Annotated in this window: 15 protein-coding genes; 13 read left to right on the top strand and 2 right to left on the bottom strand. The window is 71.2% G+C overall.

Annotated features, from left to right (window positions below; all coding sequences use genetic code 11):
• The first annotated feature begins 82 nt into the window (after positions 1-82).
• The 8 genes from QDS12_RS19230 (at position 83) to QDS12_RS19195 (ending at position 8,278) form a co-directional block, all read left to right on the top strand.
• Positions 83-1,546 (top strand): aldehyde dehydrogenase family protein, encoded by a 1,464-nt coding sequence (locus QDS12_RS19230; RefSeq protein WP_279882110.1) that lies wholly within the window; start codon positions 83-85, stop codon positions 1,544-1,546.
• A gap of 107 nt (positions 1,547-1,653) precedes the next feature.
• A complete protein-coding gene (locus QDS12_RS19225; RefSeq protein WP_279882109.1) occupies positions 1,654-1,935 on the top strand; it encodes a GlsB/YeaQ/YmgE family stress response membrane protein in 282 nt (93 codons plus the stop codon).
• A gap of 141 nt (positions 1,936-2,076) precedes the next feature.
• A complete protein-coding gene (locus tag QDS12_RS19220; protein ID WP_279882107.1) occupies positions 2,077-2,610 on the top strand; it encodes a cysteine dioxygenase family protein in 534 nt (177 codons plus the stop codon).
• Entirely contained in the window at positions 2,607-3,017 is a 411-nt protein-coding gene (locus tag QDS12_RS19215) for a rhodanese-like domain-containing protein (protein WP_279882105.1), read from the top strand. Before QDS12_RS19220 ends, QDS12_RS19215 begins: the two co-directional genes overlap by 4 nt.
• A gap of 118 nt (positions 3,018-3,135) precedes the next feature.
• Positions 3,136-4,698 (top strand): ABC transporter substrate-binding protein, encoded by a 1,563-nt coding sequence (locus QDS12_RS19210; protein ID WP_279882103.1) that lies wholly within the window; start codon positions 3,136-3,138, stop codon positions 4,696-4,698.
• 16 nt (positions 4,699-4,714) lie between these two features.
• Positions 4,715-5,749 carry an ABC transporter permease gene (locus tag QDS12_RS19205; protein ID WP_279882101.1) on the top strand — a complete coding sequence of 345 codons (1,035 nt, stop codon included), beginning with the start codon at positions 4,715-4,717 and terminating at the stop codon, positions 5,747-5,749.
• Positions 5,736-6,668, top strand: a complete 933-nt coding sequence (locus QDS12_RS19200; protein ID WP_279882099.1) for an ABC transporter permease — start codon at positions 5,736-5,738, stop codon at positions 6,666-6,668. The genes QDS12_RS19205 and QDS12_RS19200 overlap by 14 nt, the downstream gene beginning before the upstream one ends.
• Complete coding sequence (locus QDS12_RS19195) at positions 6,665-8,278, top strand: ABC transporter ATP-binding protein (protein WP_279882096.1); 1,614 nt, start codon at positions 6,665-6,667, stop codon at positions 8,276-8,278. Before QDS12_RS19200 ends, QDS12_RS19195 begins: the two co-directional genes overlap by 4 nt.
• Before the next feature lie 31 nt (positions 8,279-8,309).
• Here QDS12_RS19195 and QDS12_RS19190 read toward each other — a convergent pair whose 3' ends face one another.
• Positions 8,310-9,128, bottom strand: a complete 819-nt coding sequence (locus QDS12_RS19190; RefSeq protein WP_279882094.1) for a DUF427 domain-containing protein — start codon at positions 9,126-9,128, stop codon at positions 8,310-8,312.
• Positions 9,129-9,238: 110 nt separating this feature from the next.
• Between QDS12_RS19190 and QDS12_RS19185 the strand changes: the two genes are divergently transcribed.
• The 3 genes from QDS12_RS19185 to QDS12_RS19175 are packed head-to-tail and all read left to right on the top strand — an operon-like array spanning position 9,239 to position 12,935.
• Positions 9,239-10,585: an NtaA/DmoA family FMN-dependent monooxygenase gene (locus QDS12_RS19185; protein ID WP_279882092.1), complete on the top strand. Its 1,347-nt coding sequence runs from the start codon at positions 9,239-9,241 to the stop codon at positions 10,583-10,585.
• Positions 10,582-11,631, top strand: a complete 1,050-nt coding sequence (locus QDS12_RS19180) for an LLM class flavin-dependent oxidoreductase (RefSeq protein WP_279882090.1) — start codon at positions 10,582-10,584, stop codon at positions 11,629-11,631. The genes QDS12_RS19185 and QDS12_RS19180 overlap by 4 nt, the downstream gene beginning before the upstream one ends.
• Positions 11,628-12,935 carry an LLM class flavin-dependent oxidoreductase gene (locus QDS12_RS19175; RefSeq protein WP_279882088.1) on the top strand — a complete coding sequence of 436 codons (1,308 nt, stop codon included), beginning with the start codon at positions 11,628-11,630 and terminating at the stop codon, positions 12,933-12,935. Before QDS12_RS19180 ends, QDS12_RS19175 begins: the two co-directional genes overlap by 4 nt.
• Here the strand turns inward: QDS12_RS19175 and QDS12_RS19170 are convergent.
• A complete protein-coding gene (locus QDS12_RS19170) occupies positions 12,932-13,768 on the bottom strand; it encodes a DUF427 domain-containing protein (RefSeq protein WP_279882085.1) in 837 nt (278 codons plus the stop codon). The two genes, QDS12_RS19175 and QDS12_RS19170, sit on opposite strands and share 4 nt — an antisense overlap.
• A 76-nt stretch (positions 13,769-13,844) precedes the next feature.
• Here QDS12_RS19170 and QDS12_RS19165 point away from each other — a divergent pair, with 76 nt between their 5' ends.
• Both QDS12_RS19165 and QDS12_RS19160 read left to right on the top strand, forming a co-directional pair.
• Positions 13,845-14,969, top strand: coding sequence for an LLM class flavin-dependent oxidoreductase (locus tag QDS12_RS19165; RefSeq protein WP_279882082.1), 1,125 nt, complete (start codon positions 13,845-13,847; stop codon positions 14,967-14,969).
• A complete protein-coding gene (locus QDS12_RS19160; protein WP_279882079.1) occupies positions 14,966-16,303 on the top strand; it encodes an NtaA/DmoA family FMN-dependent monooxygenase in 1,338 nt (445 codons plus the stop codon). Before QDS12_RS19165 ends, QDS12_RS19160 begins: the two co-directional genes overlap by 4 nt.
• Positions 16,304-16,322: the final 19 nt, after the last annotated feature.

The raw sequence follows: 16,322 nt of genomic DNA, 5'->3' as shown, positions 1-16,322 counted from the left end.
GGGTCCGTCAGACGGAACGCATATCGCGCCGTCCTCTTTCTGGACCTAGCGTGACCGGCCTGATCCGGTCGAAGGAGCAGTGGTGACTACGTCGCAGACGCGGGTGCGCCAGCACATTGGCGGACACTGGGCCGACTCGCGCAACGGCCGGACGTTCGAGAGCCTGGACCCGTGGTCGGGGGACGTCGTCGCGACGGTCGCCGCCGGGGACCAGGACGACACCCGCGCGGCGATCGACGCCGCACATCGGGCCTTCCCGAGCTGGTCGGAGTCGCTCCCGTTCGAGCGACAGCGGATCTTCCTCAGGGCGGCCGACATCGTCGAGCGGCGGCGAGCCGAGGTGCTGTCGCTGCTGGCTCGCGAGACCGGGTGCACCTGGCACTTCGGCGACATCCAGCTCGACTTCACGCTGTCCCTGCTGCGGCAGTCGGCCGCGCTCCCTTATGGCGCGCTCGGCCAGATGATGCCGTCCGACCAGCCGGGCACGCGGGCCATGGCCGTACGCCGGCCGGTGGGCGTCGTCGCTGCGATCGCCCCGTGGAACGCGGCCCTGACGCTGACCGGCCGGGCGATCGCGGCGCCGCTCGCGCTCGGCAACACCGTCGTCCTCAAGCCCTCGGAGGAGGCGCCCGCGTGCGGCGCCCTGTGGGCCGAGATCTTCGCCGAGGCCGGGATGCCGCCCGGCGTCCTGAACGTGGTCACGCACGCCCCCGGCGAGGCCGCGCTCATCGGTGAGGAGCTCGTCGCGAACCCCCTCGTCCGGCGCCTCAACTTCACCGGCTCCACGGTCACGGGCCGGCGGCTGGCCGAAGCCGCGGGACGACACCTCAAGCGGGTGCTGATGCAGCTCGGCGGCCAGAACCCGATGATCGTCCTGGAAGGCGTCGACCTCGACTACGCCGTCGATGCCGCCGCCTTCGGGGCGTTCGTCCACCAGGGGCAGGTGTGCATGTGCGCACGCCGGATCTATGTGGAGCGCGCCATTGCCGATGAGTTCGCCGAGCGGTTCGCCGCGAAGGTGACCGGCCTCCCGTTCGGCGACCCGTCGGACCCGGCGACGGTGATCGGCCCCGTCATCAACCAGTGGGCGCTGTCCACGATCAGCCGACGCGTGGACGAGGCGGTGGCGGGAGGCGCCCGGGTGCTCGCCGGCGGAACGCCGAAGCCTCCGTGCTACCCGGCGACGGTGCTCACTGACGTGCCCGACGACATCGAGCTCGCGTTCGACGAGACCTTCGGTCCGGTCGTCGTCCTCACGGTCGTCGAGGACCGCGAAGACGCGATCGCGCGCGCCAACGCCTCGCCGTTCGGTCTGACCGCCTCGGTCCTGGCCGCCAACTCGGTGGAGGGCTTCGAGGTGGCCCGCCGCGTCTCCGCCGGCATCGTCCACGTCAACGACCAGCCGGTCAACGACGAGCCGCAGATGCCGTTCGGGGGTTCGAAGGACAGCGGCTGGGGTCGCTTCGGGGTCGGCTTCGCCGCGGAGGACTTCACCGAGCTGCAGTGGGTGACGACCCGGGACGAACGGCGCGAGTTCCCGTTCTGAGCGGCAACTCTCATCCGGAGGTTCAGGGTTTCGCCCGCCGGGTACCGGTTCCGCGAAGGACCCCCGCACGCTCGCGAGGGTCCGAGGACACTGGGAGGCGACCCCTCATGGAGATCATCGGCGTCATCATCGCGGGCATCATCATCGGCCTGCTCGGCAAGTTCGTCGCCCCCGGCGACAAGGACAACATCCCGATCTGGCTCACCATCCTGTGCGGCATCGGCGGGGTGATCATCGGCTGGTTCATCTACACCGCCTTCGGCGGCAACGGCAGCCCCGGCGTCGACTGGGTCCGCTGGATCGTCGCGATCGCCTGCGCCGCGGTGCTGGTCGTCATCGCCTCCACAGTCACCGGTCGCAACACCGGCAGCAGGCTGGGAAGGCACTAGCCGACCACTGAGCGAGAGGCAGGGAAGGCCCGGGCACGAGGGTGTCCGGGCCTTCGCGCTGCCCGGGCACCGAGTGAGACACGCCGAACTGATTTCTCGAACAAGTCGACTAAATAACTAGGCTTTTGGTACTAATAGTGCATGAGCACGATCTCTCCTCTTCCGGCGGCGACCGGGCGCCAGCTGTCGTTGGCGGAGCTGCGAGACGTCGTCGAGCGCTACGCCGATGACGTGCGCGCGGGGCAGTACCACGCGGAGTTCCACACCGAGGAGCGCTGGCACGTCCGCATCCATCAGGACGCCGACGTCGACGTCTGGCTGATCAGCTGGACGATGGAGCAGGGCACCGAGCTGCACGACCACGGCGGGTCGTCGGGCGCCTTCACCGTCGTCGACGGCACGCTCAACGAGTACGTCTGGAGCGGCGCCAGTCAGGGCGCGCCCGGCCGACTGGTCGACAACCTGCGACGGGACCGGCAGACCATCGCCTTCGGGCCCCACTACGTGCACGACGTACGCAACCACCTCGAGGCGCCCGCCGTGAGCGTGCACGCGTACTCGCCGCCGATCCGCCTCATGCACTACTACGACGCGGCCGAGGGCAGCCTCCTGCGGTGGGCGTCGAGCTGGACCGACGACCCCGAGGCGCCCACGCCGACGCGGGAGGCGTCGTGACCTTCGCGAGCGTCGACGAGATGGTCGAGGCGGCCCGCGCGACGCTCAGCCGCCTCGCCCCGGTCCAGGCCGAGCAGGCCGTTCGCGACGGTGCCCGCCTGGTGGACATCCGGCCGGAGTGGCAGCGCCGGGCCGACGGCGAGATCCCGGGCGCGGTCGTCATCGAGCGCAACCACCTGGAGTGGCGGGTACACCCCGACTCCGACGCGAGGCTCCCGCTCGCGCTGGCGGACACGCGCTGGATCGTCTACTGCACCGAGGGGTACACGTCGTCGCTCGCGGCGGCCTCGCTGGTCGCCCTCGGGCTCGACGCCACGGACGTGATCGGCGGCATCCATGCCTGGCGCGAGGCCGGGCTCCCGACCGTGGGCGGTCCGACGCCGATCGAGCAGCTGGTAGCGGGCTGAGCCGGCCGCGACACGCATCTAACTTGCGAAACAAGATTAACTTAGTAGTATTTCGCCCCTCGGGTCCCGACCAACCGGTTCGGAAGCGTTCCAGCCCCACCTTGAGAACGGAAACCACGTGTCGAAGAAGCTCGCCGCGCGTCGTGCGCTCGGTACCACCCTTGCCGTGATCGTCGCGGTGTCGCTCGCCGCCTGCGGCTCCTCTGGATCCTCGTCCTCGTCGGCCCCGAGCGGCGCTGGCGAGGCGGCCTCGGGCGGCGTCTACAACCTCCCGCTGCAGGCGCCCCAGGGAGCGATCGACCCCTTCACCGTCGCCGACTACAACTCGATGTTCATCGTCGGCCTGGCCAACGCCCAGCTCGTGAACAAGGACCCCAAGGGCAAGCTGGTGGGCCAGCTCGCCTCGTCGTGGACGTCGTCGAAGGACGGCCTGAGCTGGACCTTCGAGCTGCGCCCCGGGGCCGAGTTCAGCGACGGCAAGCCGGTCACGCCCGCGGACGTCGTCTGGACCTTCGACCAGATCCTCGCGCCCAAGAGCACCTCGCCGGCGGCGAGCAGCTTCACGGGCACGCTGAAGTCAGTCGCGGCCGCGTCCTCCGGCAAGGCGGTGGTCTTCACGCTCGCCAAGCCCTACTCGGACTTCCCCTACCTGCTCACCGGCGCCAACACGTGGATCCTGCCGGCGAACACCTCCGCCGAGGACTGGATCGAGCACCCGGTCGGCGCCGGCGAGTTCACCATCGAGAAGTACACGCCGGGGCAGGGCGTGACCTACAAGAAGAACCCCCACTACTGGGACGCCTCGGCCATCCGGCTCGACGGCATCGAGGCCAAGTTCTTCAGCGACCAGCAGTCGCAGCAGCTCGCCTTCCAGAGCGGTGAGGTGGACCAGCTGGCGAACACTCCGGAGAGCCAGATCGGATCCACCCAGCACCGGGTGGACACCAGCGGCTGGGAGAAGTTCGACGGCCTGGTCTTCGACGTCACCAAGGCGCCCTTCGACGACGTCAAGGTCCGCCAGGCGATCGCCTGGTCGCTGGACCGTGAGCAGATCGCCACGTCGGTCTACCAGAACGACGCAGCCGTGGCGAACGACGTCGCCACCTTCCCCGACTACGCGGTGCAGCCGCAGGGCCTCACCCAGCGTGAGCCCGACGTCGACCAGGCCAAGCAGCTGCTGGCCGGGCTGAGCACGCCGATCAAGTTCACGATCACGACCTACACCAGCGAGCAGAACCTGGCCCAGGCCATCCAGCAGCAGCTCGACGCGACGGGCCTGTTCAAGGTCAGCCTGGACGTGCAGTCGTCCGGGTCCTACTACGCCAGCGGCGACAACTCGCCGTGGCTGAGCGCCCCGGTCACCATCACCGACTGGGCCGACCGGCTGCCCTCGCAGCTGGCGTCCCTGCTCTACGCGAAGGACAGCTCCTGGAACGCGTCGAAGTACGCGAACCCGCAGCTGGAGGGGCTGGTCAACCAGTACGACTCGACGACCGACGCGTCCGCCCGCCAGGACCTGGCCGACCAGATCGCGCAGATCGAGTGGAACGACGTACCCGTCGTCATCACGGCGTTCGCCAAGAACGTCCTCCTCCTCTCGCCGAAGGTGAAGGGCGACTTCGCCAACGGCCAGAACTTCGACGGCGGCTTCGACTTCCGCGGCATCAGCGTCAGCCACTGACCCGAGGCGGCCCGACATGACAACCCTGAACCCGCGCCCTGGGGCGGCGGCCCCCGGGCGCGGGTTCGGCGCGTTGGCCGAACGCCACGGACGGGTCCTGCGCCTGCTCGGACGGCGGCTGGTCCAGATCCCCGTGGTCCTCCTCGTCGTCTCGGCGCTGACCTTCTGGCTCATCCAGGTCGTGCCCGGCGATCCCGGGCGCGCGACCCTGGGCCAGTACGCGACCGACGAGCAGGTCCGCATCTGGGACGAGCAGAACGGCCTCACCGGGTCGCTGCTGAGCCGCTACCTGCACTGGCTGCACGGCTTCGTCACCGGCGACTGGGGCACCAGCTTCGTCTTCGGCCAGCCCAACCGCGAGCTCATCCTCGATCGCCTGCTGAACTCGGCGCTGCTGGGCGCCCTCGCGTTCGTTCTGCTCGTGCCGATCTCGGTGGTGCTGGGCTCCGTCCAGGGCTACCGCGAGGGCAGGCGCACCGACCGCTCGATCACGATCGCGGCCATGTCGCTCTCGGCCGTGCCGGCGTTCGTGGTGGGCGTGATCCTCCTGCTGGTCTTCGCGGTGTGGCTGCACCTGGTGCCCGTCCAGGCCAGCGCACTCGCCACCGGGAACATCGGCCAGCGACTCCACGCCATGATCATCCCGGCCGTGACACTGGTCGTGTACTACCTCGCCGTCGTCACCCGCATGGTCCGCACGGGCGTGACGGGCGCGATCACCGCGCAGCACCACCGCACCGCGGTGCTCAAGGGTCTGGAGCCTGCCTCGATCGTGCGGCGCCACGTGCTGCGCAACGCACTGATCCCGACGCTCTCGTTGCTCGGCATCTACCTGGGAGCGCTGCTCTCGGGGGAGGCCGTGGTCGAGCAGCTCTTCAACTATCCGGGCCTCGGCGCACTCCTGGTGACCGCCGCCGAGCACAAGGACGTCGTGCTGCTGTGCGACGGCGTGGTGGTCACGGGAGTCGTCGCACTGCTGGCGCTGCTGCTCGCCGACATCGCGCTGATCGTGAGCGACCCGCGTATCCGCTTCGACAATGCGAGCTCCTGACATGGGCATGTCCGTCCTGACCTCCGACGAGAACCTTCCGGAGCCCGGGGCACTGACGCCTGCGGCTGCTGCCGTCCAGGACGTGGCGACGGCGTCCGCGACCCCTCGCCGGCCGCGTGCCCGCGCCCTGCTCCGGCGCCCCACCTTCGTCATCAGCGCCGTCATCGTCCTGTGGTGGATCCTCGCCGCGGTGCTGTGGAAGGTCGTCGGACTGGATCCCTACTCCAACACCGGCAAGCTGCTGGCCGCCCCCAGCTGGTCGCAGCCCTTCGGCACCGACAACCTCGGGCGCAGCGTCTTCGCACGCACGCTGGTCGGTGCCGACCGGGCGCTGCTGATCGGGCCGCTCGGCGCGGTCATGGCGACGATCCTGGGCGGGGCCCTCGGCGTCATCGCCGGCTACTTCCGGGGCATCGTCGACACCGCGCTCATGCGGGTGTTCGACGTACTCGTGGTCCTGCCGCCGATCATCTTCCTCATCGTGCTGGTGACGGCCTTCGGTTCCGGCACCCGGGCCCTGATCCTGTGCATCGGCTTCGTCTACGCGCCCGGCATCGCCCGCATCATCCGGGCCGCCGTACTCGCTGAGATGGGCAAGGGGTACGTCGCCTCCGCGCGGCTGCAGCGCGAGTCGCGGCTGCGGATCATGGCGCTCGAGCTGGTGCCGAACGTGTGGCCGACGATGCTCGTCCAGATCACGTTGAGCCTCGCCTCGGCCATCCTCATGACCGCGACGCTCTCGTTCCTGGGCCTCGGCGCGCAGCCCCCCTCGGCGGACTGGGGCCTGCAGATCAACGCCAACATGATCTATCTCCAGCAGCAGTGGTGGACGGTTCTCTTCCCCGCCCTGGCGGTCGCCTCCCTGGTCGTCTCCGTCCAGCTGATCGCCGACAACATCAAGGAGGTCTCGCGGCCATGACCGGAGCAACCCATCGGTCTGGCCCGGTGGTCTCGGTCCGAGACCTGCGGATCGGCTACCGCACCGGGCACGGGACCCTCCAGGCGGTGAAGGGCGTGAGCTTCGCGGTTCAGGCCGGCGAGGCCTACGGCCTGGTCGGCGAGTCAGGCTCGGGCAAGTCGACCGCCGCGATGGCACTCACGCGGTACCTCGCGCCGAACGCGGAGCTGAGCGCCGGGGACCTGAGCGTCGCCGGCGTCGACGTGCGCTCGCTCGAGGGCCGCCGGCTGCGCCACTTCCGAGCCGAGTCCCTCGGCGTCGTCTACCAGGAGCCCGGGCTCGCGCTCAACCCGACGATGGCGGTGGGGGAGCAGGTCGCCGAGGTCTTCCGGCTGGCCGGCGCCGGCCGGAGCGAGGCCGCGCAGCGCGCGCACGCAGCGCTCGAGCGTGTCCAGCTGACCCCGGCCGCCGTGATCGCCGGCCGCTACCCCCACGAGCTGTCCGGTGGCCAGCAGCAACGTGTCGTCATCGCGATGGCGCTGGCCGGCTCGCCTGACCTCCTGATCCTCGATGAGCCCACCACCGGTCTCGACGGGCGGGTCGAGACGGAGATCATGGCGCTGATCGACCGCCTCCGCGCCGAGCTCGGGTTCGCGACGATCCTGATCAGCCACAACCTGCCGCTCATCGCCGCCCACTGCCGGCGCATCGGTGTGCTGCAGGACGGCGTGATGGTCGAGGAGGGTCCCTCGGAGCGGGTGCTGCGGTCGCCCCGGCACGCCTACACGCGGTCGCTGATCGCCGCGCTTCCCGACATCGACGCCCGGCGCAGCCGCCCGGCCAGCGGAGCAGACGACACGGCTCGACCGGTGGTCACGGTCTCCGGCGTGTCGAAGGACTACCACCGCAAGCGCGCCCTGCGCGACGTGTCGTTCACCATCGGCCGTGGTGAGGTGCTCGGCATCGTCGGGGAGTCGGGCAGCGGGAAGACCACGCTGGGTCGCGTGCTCGCAGGCCTGACCACGTACGACGGCCAGGTCACCTTCGACCAGGGCGGCCGGCCGGGCCGTCGTCGCCTGCCGCAGGTGCAGGTGGTCTTCCAGAACGCCGACCTCTCCCTCAACCCGCGCCGCACCGTGCGTCAGGTGCTCAAGCGCTCGATCCGGCTGCTCGACGGTGACCAGACCGTGGAACAGCTCGCCGACAGCGTCGGCATCGAGCACGAGCTGCTCGACCGGCTGCCCGGGCAGCTCTCCGGCGGGCAGAAGCAGCGCGTGGCGATCGCTCGTGCGTTCGCCGGCAACGTGCCCCTGGTGATCTGCGACGAGCCGACCTCCGCCCTCGACGTCTCCATCCAGGCTCGCATCATCGACCTGCTCGTCGAGCTCCAGCAGCGCACAGGGGTCTCCTACCTCTTCATCTCCCACGACATGGCCGTCGTACGCCAGATCTCGCACCGCATCGGCGTCCTCTACGACGGCGAGCTCGTCGAGCTCAAGCAGTCGGACGAGCTCTTCGAGTCCGCCGAGCACCCCTACAGCCGGCAGCTGGTCGAGTCGGCGCTGTCACTGCGGAGGGGGTGGCCGCGAGGCGATGCCCGAGCCGAGGAGCCGGGACAGGTCATTGCCTGAGCCAGCTCCCGACCATCCCGGCCAGGTGCCGCTAGGCCCAGGTCTCCGGGGAGTCGAGGAAGGGCGCTCCGTCGACGACCAGCTCGACGCGCTCGTTGTAGAACGCGACGTGGTCCTTGATGGCGGAGACCTGGTGGAACGGCTTCGAGTACGCCCACGCGACCTCCCGGTCGGGCGCGCCCTTGAGCGCCCAGTAGCCGTCAGCGGTCCCCTTGTAGGGGCAGGTGCTCACGACCTCGACCCGCTCGAGGTGGTCCCAGTGGACGTCCTCGGCGGGCAGGTAGAAGCGGGTCGGCAGGCGGTTCTCGAAGAGGGCGAGCGGTCGCCGGGACTCGGCCAGCACCCGGTCGCCGGCCCGCACGACCACGTGTCGGCTGCTGGGGATGACGTCGACGCGGTTGCCCGGGTCGCGCGGGTGGGTGATGACGAGCTCGTCCTCCTCGTACCACGCGTCCAGGACGCCGGGGAACCAGCTGACGGCGACGTAGTCCTCCAGGCCCGGGGTGTTCCACTTCCAGGCGGCGCCGCGGACCCGGTGCTCGCCGACGACCAGGTCGTACCACTCCACGTCCTTGGTCTGCGGCCGGTAGTAGCCGGCCTCGGGGGCAGCGCCGGCCTCGAGGAGGTCCAGCCGGACGTGGTCCCGGGGAAAGCCGTACTCGGGCACCTTGTGCCCGGGCTCCCAGACCAGGATCTGGTGGCGGCTGTCGACCACCGTCACCCCGTCGAGAACGCCGCGCACCCACCGGCTGCTCGGCTCGTAGGTGAAGGTGTCGGGGTAGCGCGGAAAGCGCCGGACCAGCGCCGCGCTCTCGAGCGGCGGTGCGACGGGGGCAGGCGAAGAGGGCATGAACCGAATTGTAGTAAACAGATCGGTTTCATAGATATAGGATTCGGCTCTGTGCGAGTCGAGCCGGGGACCGGGCTCGTCCACCCGTCGACCCGAGGAGATGCACGTCGATGACAGCGAGGCCTCAGGCGCACCTGACCGCGTTCCTCGCGGGGTTCGGCTACCACGAGTCGGCGTGGAAGGTGTCGCCGCGCGAGCTCGCCCGGCCCGAGGTCGCCGTCGAGACGCTCGTCAAGGCGGCGCAGACGGCCGAGCGTGGGCTGTTCGACGCGGCCTTCTTCGCCGACACGCCGGGCATCCAGCCGTTCCGCGCTCGCTACTTCCCGCAGGTGGGCTTCGATCCGCTCGAGCTCATCGCCGCGATCGCGGCGGTCACCTCCCGCATCGGGCTCATCGGGACCGCGTCGACGACCTACAGCGCGCCCTACGACCTCGCCCGGCGACTCGCCACGGTGGACTTCCTCTCCGGTGGCCGCGCGGGCTGGAACATCGTCACGACGCGGTACGTCGGCGCGGCCGGCAACTTCGGGTTGGCCGGCCACCCGCCGCACGACGAGCGGTACGCGCGCGCCGCGGAGTTCGTCGACGTCGTGTCGCGCCTCTGGGCGAGCTGGGAGGAGGACGCGGTGGTGGCCGACCCTGACACCGGAGTGTGGGCGCGGCAGGAGGGCATCAGGCCCGTCGAGTTCCGCGGCCGCTACTTCGAGGTCGCCGGTGCGCTGACGCTGCCGCGGTCCCCGCAGGGCCGGCCCGCGTTCGCCCAGGCCGGGTCGTCCGGTCCCGGGATCGAGCTCGCCGGCAGCGTGGCCGACCTGGTGTTCACGGCCCAGTCGACGGTGGATGCCTCGCGCGCCTTCCGTGACCAGGTCAGGGCGGCCGCCGTACGGCACGGGCGGTCGGCCGCGGACGTCCTGGTGCTGCCAGGGGTCGCGTTCGTGATCGGCTCGACCGAGGAGGAGGCGCGCGCCAAGCGCCAGGCGCTCGAGAACGCGGTCGACCCGGAGTTCCGCTGGCGCAACCTCGCCCACAACGCGAGCCTCGACCACGAGCGCGTCGACCCCGACCGTCCGCTCGACGAGGCCGCCGCCGCGGCCGCTTCGATCGGAGGCGAGCGCACGAGTCGGACCGACGAGCTGATCCGTCGCACGGCCGAGTCCGGCAAGCCCTTCCGCGAGCTGGCAGCCGAGCTCACCGGGTTGCCCGGCGGCCTCGAGTTCACCGGCACGCCCGAGCAGCTGGCCGACCTCATCGAGGACTGGGTCCTCAGCGGCGCGAGCGATGGGTTCACGCTCCAGCCGACCACCTTGCCCGAGTCGCTCGAGCTCTTCGTCGACCACGTCGTACCCCTGCTCCAGGACCGGGGCCTGCACCGCACCGAGTACGCCGAGACCACCCTGCGCGGCCACCTGGGTGTCTCGCGCCCCGCCGTCCCCACCCCCAAGGAGACCCTCCGATGAGCTTCCGGCTCGCCATCCACACCGACCATCGTGAGCACGGCGACCAGGCCGAGGTCTACCGCGACAACCTCGAGTTGTTCGTCCTGGCCGAACGGCTCGGGTTCGAGAGCGCGTGGATCCGGTCCTACAAGTTCCGGACCAGGGGCGACGCCGCGCACTTCCCGGGCGGCATGCCCTCCCCGTTCGTCTTCCTGGCCGCTCTCGCCGCGCGGACCTCCCGCCTGCGGCTGGGCACCGGTGTCGTGCCGCTGCCCCTCGAGAACCCGGTGCGGGTGGCCGAGGATGCCGCCGTGCTCGACGCCCTCAGCGGAGGCCGGTTCGAGCTCGGCGTCTCCAACGGCGGCCAGCCCGACACGGCCCACGCGCTCGGCGTCGACCTCCCGGCCGATCGGGAGGAGAAGAAGGCCGAGTACCTGCGCAGGTTGACGCTGCTGGAGAGCGCTCTCGACGGCGAGCCGCTGCACGGCACCGACCAGGTCCTCAACCCGCCCGCGGCCGGCCTCTCCGGTCGCATCTGGGAGTCGGCGCTCACCGAGCTCACCGGCACCGAGTCGGCGCGGCGTGGGCACGGCGTCCTCATCGGGACCACGCAGACCGTGCCGGCCGAGGTCACCGCGGCGGCGTACCACGCGGCGCTCCCCGTCGGCGCCGAGCCACGGGTGGGGATCATCTTCCACCTCCACGTCGCGCACTCCCGCGAGGCCGCCCTCGCCGCCCTCCGGCCGGACGTGGAGACGACCTACCGCTGGGGACGCGAATGGCTGCCGAGGGCGGAGACGCTCGAGGAGAAGGCGGCCGCGATCAACGTGCACTACGGCACCCCGGAGCAGATCGCGGAGTCGATCGCCGGGTTCGCGCCGTTCCCGCTCGCGACCGATCTGCAGGTCTCGGTCGCCTACGGCACGACCGACCACCGCCAGCGTGTGGAGGCCGTCCATGCCGTCGTCGACGACATCGCTCCCGGGCTCGGCTGGCGGCCGACCGACGTAGGCGAGCCGCTCGTCGCCGCGGCGGCGCCGGCGCTCGAGGAAGGAGTGGTCGCATGACCCGCAAGCACCTGGTCTTCGCGCTCGGGCTCTTCTACCCGAACGGCGAGCACGTCACGAGCTGGCGCCTGCCCGACGCGCGGCCGGAGCGGTTCCTCGACTTCGACTACTACCGCGACCTCGCCCGGACGGCCGAGCGCGGCCGCTTCGCGGCGATCTTCCTGGCCGACGAGCTCTACGTCTGGGACCGCTTCGAGTCCGGCGTCGAGTCGACGGTGAACGAGCGGCTCGAGCCGTTCACGCTGCTGGGCGGCCTGTCCCAGGCGACCGAGCACATCGGCCTGGTGGCGACCGTGTCGACGACGTACAACGAGCCCTACCACGTCGCCCGGCGGCTGGCGACGCTCGACCACATGTCCCACGGGCGGGCCGGCTGGAACCTGGTGACCAGCGCCTCCGACGAGGAGGCCTGGAACTTCGGCCGCGACGCCAACCTCGACCACGCCGTTCGCTACCGGCGCGGCGGCGAGTTCGTCGAGGTGGTCGACCGTCTGCTGGACAGCTGGGACGAGGGCGCCGTCGTCGCGGACAAGGCCAGCGGCCGGTACGCCGACCCCGCCAAGGTGCGGCCGATCCACCACCACGGCGAGTTCTTCGACGTACGAGGGCCGCTCAACATCTCCCGGTCGCCGCAGCGTCGCCCAGCGCTCTTCCAGGCGGGCGCCTCCGAGGACGGCAAGAACCTCGCCGCGGCGACGGCCGACGCGGTGTTCACCCTCGGCAGCGGGACCCTCGACGCGGCGCAGGACCTCTACCGGGACTACAAGGAGCGGGTGGCGGTCGCGGGCCGCGACCCGGAGTCGCTGGCGGTGATGCCGATGCTGGCGCCCGTCATCGGGTCGACGGAGGCCGAGGCCCGCGAGCGCGCCGACCTCATCCTGGAGCTCACGCCGGACCAGGTGGCGCTCGACCTGCTGTCGCACCGCCTGCAGACCGACCTCTCCGGTCGCGACCCCGACGAGATCTTCACCTTCGACTTCCTCGACGAGGGGACCGTCCAGCAGTCCCAGTCGGCCTACAAGGCGATCCAGCGTCTCGTCGAGGGCCGGTCCCTGACGCTCCGGCAGGTCTACCAGGCCGTCGCCGGGCGCGGGTTCGTCGTGGGTACGCCGGAGAAGATCGCCGACCGGATCGAGGAGCGCTTCAACGGCAAGGCCGCCGACGGGTTCATCCTCATGGCCCCGAGCCTGCCCAGCGGGCTCGCCGACCTCGTCGACCACGTCGTCCCGCTGCTCACGCAGCGTGGCATCTACCCGCCCGAGTACGCCGGAGCCACGCTGCGTGAGAACCTCGCAGGCCGCTAGGCGTTCCGCTCCCCGAGCCGGGCGGTGAACTCGCTCTCGGGGCGGGGCACCGGCACGCCGTCGACGACGATGTCGACGACCTCGTTGTAGACCGCCAGGTGGTCCTTGATGGGCGTCGCCGCGCGGACCGGGTCGGGGTAGGACCACACGATGTTCTCGCGCAGCCGGTCGGGTGTCCGGACCGACCAGTAGCGCGCGTCGCCCTTGTAGGGGCAGGTCGTGACCAGGTCGGTCTCGACGAGGTGGGTGAAGTCGATGTCGTCCGCCGGGATGTAGTAGCGGACCGGCAGCCGGGTCTCGAAGAGCAGCACCGGCCGGTGGGTGTCGGCGACCTTCACGCCGTCCACGTAGACCTCGACGTGGCGCGAGCTCGGGATCGGGTCCACCCGCTTGTAGGGGTCGCGCGGGTGCTGGAAGATCTCCTCGTCCTCCTCGTACCAGTGCTCGACGCCGGGCTCGGTGCGACCGAACCACTCGACGCCCAGGTAGTCGCCGAGCCCGTCGACGGCGTACTCGAACACCAGGGCCGGGTAGGTCACGCCGTCCGCCTCGACGTCGTACCACCGACCGACCTGTGCACGTCGGCCGTGACCCGGGTCGGTCGTCGGACGCAGCGCGTCCGTCCGGACGTCCGCGCGGGGGAAGACGTATCCCGGCACGGCCTGCCCGGGTTCCCAGACGAGCACAGGGGTGTGGCTGTCGACGAGGTCGAGGGCGCCGATCCGGGCGCGCACGTGCCGCTCGCTGGGCTCGTAGGTGAAGGCACCGGGCGGTACGGGGTGGCGGCGCGAGAGGCCGGCGGTGGGCGTGACGGTGGCAGCGGATGAGGGCATCGAGAGCTCCGTGGTAGGGGTATAGTGTAGTGACTGGATCAACTTTATAGCCTCAGCCGGGGCGGAAGAGGGCCGGATGCCGCTCGAGTTGCGCTCGTGGATCAATCCACAGCCCTACACCAACAGCTACTCGACGGCCGGCATCGCCCGCGAGGCCTCCTACTTCTCGACGGCGCCGGAGCCCGTCGACGTCGACGCCGACCACGTGGTGGCCGAGTCGCGGGAGTACGAAGCGGCGGGCTACGACGCGAGCATCATCCCGGCCAGCGCCACCTGGCCGGACGTGGCGGCAGTGGCCGGCTGGGCGCTCGCCGCGACCGAGCGGCTGACCGTCGTCCAAGCGCACCGGCCGGGCATCCAGGCGCCCAGCGCGGCCGCCCGGGCTCTCGCGACGCTCGACCGACTCTCGGGCGGGCGCACCGGGATCCACCTGATCCTCGGGCACTCCGACCTCGCGCGCGACGGCGACCACCTCGGCCGCGAGGAACGCTACGCGCGGGCCGCTGAGTACCTCGAGGTCTACACCCGCACGCTGACGAGCGTGGAGCCCTTCGACTTCGAGGGCGAGTACTACCGGGTCGAGGGCGCCTTCTCGGGTGTCAGGCCTCTCGGCACGCCGCGCCCCGTCATCTCCACGCCCGGCGGTTCGGCAGAAGGCATCGAGCTGGGCGCCCGGTACGCCGACGTACTCGCGACCCACGCCGGCTCGCTGGCCGAGGTGGCCGAATGGATCGACGGTGCGTCGGCCAGGGCCGCGGGTCACGACCGGCGGCTGCGCTACTGGGTCAACGCGAACTTCCTCGTCGGTGAGACCGACGAGGCGGCCTGGGCGCACGCCCGGGACCTCGAGCAGGCCGTCGACGTCCTGCAGGCCCATCGCGCCAGGACGCCCGGCGAGCCGGTCGAGTCGATCCGCCACGAGCGGACGGCCCGCTTCGGCGATGTGACGGACCCGGTCGTCGACACCTGCCTCCACCTCGGGTTCGTGCGGCGTGGTGGTGCCCTGCCGACGCTGGTGGGGTCGCCGAGCACCGTCGCCGACGCCGTCCTGGCCTACTACGACCTCGGGGTCGAGATCGTCACCCTCGGCGGCCTCGTCACCAACCCGCGTGACGCCGAGCTGCGGGCGGAGACGCTGCGCCTGGCCCACCAGGGCGCGCTGTCCCGAGACCTCACCCACCCCCAGAAGGAGAGCCGATGACCCAGCCGCGCCACGCCCACTTCACCGTCTTCCTGACGCAGAGCGGCTACCACGAGTCCGGATGGCTCGTCCAGGACGACGACGCCGTCGCCGCGACGTCGTCGATCGACAGCCTGGCGCGGAGCACGGCGATCGCTGAGCGCGGGCTCCTCGACGCCGTCTTCCTCGCCGACTCGCCCAGCATCGAGCTCTTCCGGGCGCAGTACTTCCCCCAGGTGCGCTTCGACCCCGTCACGGTGCTGACCGCGCTCGGGCAGCACAGCAGGCACATCGGCCTGTTCGCCACCGCGTCGACGACCTACAACGCGCCCTACGAGCTGGCCCGGCGGTTCGCCACCGCCGACCACGCGACCGGCGGCCGGTTCGGGTGGAACGTCGTGACCACGGGGAACGCCAACGCGGCCGCGAACTTCGGTAGCGACCCCCACCCCCAGCACGACGACCGCTATGCGCGGGCCGTCGAGTTCGTCGAGGTCGTACGCCGGCTGTGGGACGGGTGGGAGGACGACGCCGTCGTCGGCGACCGGGCGTCCGGGCGCTGGGCGGACATCGCGAAGATCCACCCGGCCGAGTTCCACGGCGACTTCTACGACGTGACCGGCGCGTTGCCCGTGCCGAGGCCGCCCCAGGGCCGCCCGGTGCTCGCCCAGGCCGGCTCCTCCGAGGCCGGGATCGACCTGGCCGGCCGCACCGCCGACGTGGTCTTCACGCCGCAGGCCGACGTCGATGCCGCGCGCGCGTTCCGTGCCCGGATCGACGCCGCCGCCGCGTCGTACGGGAGACCCGCGGGCAGCGTGAAGATCCTGCCCGGCATCGCGTTCGTCATCGGCAGCACCGAGGCCGAGGCGGCCGAGCGGCGCCGGGCCCTGGAAGAGAGCGCCGACCCCGAGCTGCGGTGGCGGATGCTGGCGCACAACGCCGGGCTCGACCCGGCCCTGATCGACCCCGACCAGCCACTCAGCGAGGAGGCGGCCGCCACCGCGGAGGCCTCGACCTTCGCGCAGGTGATCATCGGCCGGGCCCGGGAGACGAACCTGCCCTTCCGGGAGGTCGCCCAGCTCGTGACGGGCCTGCCCGGCGGGCTGGAGTTCACCGGCACGCCGGAGCAGTTCGCCGACCTCATCGAGGAGTGGGTGACGCGCGGCGGCAGCGACGGCTTCACGCTGCAACCCACGACCCTGCCGGACTCGCTCGAGCTCTTCGTCGAGCACGTCGTGCCGATCCTCCAGACCCGGGGGCTGCACCGCACCGAGTACGCCGGCACGACCCTGCGCGACCACCTGGGGCTCGCGCCGGTGCCGGCCTCCGACCTGGGCAGCGTCGTCCCGGCGTGAGCGGTCCGGACGGGGCGCT

The sequence above is a fragment of the Nocardioides sp. CER19 genome (assembly GCF_029846275.1).
Taxonomy (GTDB): domain Bacteria; phylum Actinomycetota; class Actinomycetes; order Propionibacteriales; family Nocardioidaceae; genus Nocardioides.
This window is presented reverse-complemented; position numbering and strand designations above follow the sequence as displayed.

Coding starts and splice junctions, on each gene's coding strand:
- QDS12_RS19195 (WP_279882096.1), top strand. CDS start 6,665: ATGACCGGAGCAACCCATCGGTCTGGCCCGGTGGTCTCGGTCCGAGAC.
- QDS12_RS19190 (WP_279882094.1), bottom strand. CDS start 9,128: ATGCCCTCTTCGCCTGCCCCCGTCGCACCGCCGCTCGAGAGCGCGGCG.
- QDS12_RS19220 (WP_279882107.1), top strand. CDS start 2,077: ATGAGCACGATCTCTCCTCTTCCGGCGGCGACCGGGCGCCAGCTGTCG.
- QDS12_RS19225 (WP_279882109.1), top strand. CDS start 1,654: ATGGAGATCATCGGCGTCATCATCGCGGGCATCATCATCGGCCTGCTC.
- QDS12_RS19185 (WP_279882092.1), top strand. CDS start 9,239: ATGACAGCGAGGCCTCAGGCGCACCTGACCGCGTTCCTCGCGGGGTTC.
- QDS12_RS19180 (WP_279882090.1), top strand. CDS start 10,582: ATGAGCTTCCGGCTCGCCATCCACACCGACCATCGTGAGCACGGCGAC.
- QDS12_RS19205 (WP_279882101.1), top strand. CDS start 4,715: ATGACAACCCTGAACCCGCGCCCTGGGGCGGCGGCCCCCGGGCGCGGG.
- QDS12_RS19160 (WP_279882079.1), top strand. CDS start 14,966: ATGACCCAGCCGCGCCACGCCCACTTCACCGTCTTCCTGACGCAGAGC.
- QDS12_RS19170 (WP_279882085.1), bottom strand. CDS start 13,768: ATGCCCTCATCCGCTGCCACCGTCACGCCCACCGCCGGCCTCTCGCGC.
- QDS12_RS19165 (WP_279882082.1), top strand. CDS start 13,845: ATGCCGCTCGAGTTGCGCTCGTGGATCAATCCACAGCCCTACACCAAC.
- QDS12_RS19175 (WP_279882088.1), top strand. CDS start 11,628: ATGACCCGCAAGCACCTGGTCTTCGCGCTCGGGCTCTTCTACCCGAAC.
- QDS12_RS19200 (WP_279882099.1), top strand. CDS start 5,736: ATGCGAGCTCCTGACATGGGCATGTCCGTCCTGACCTCCGACGAGAAC.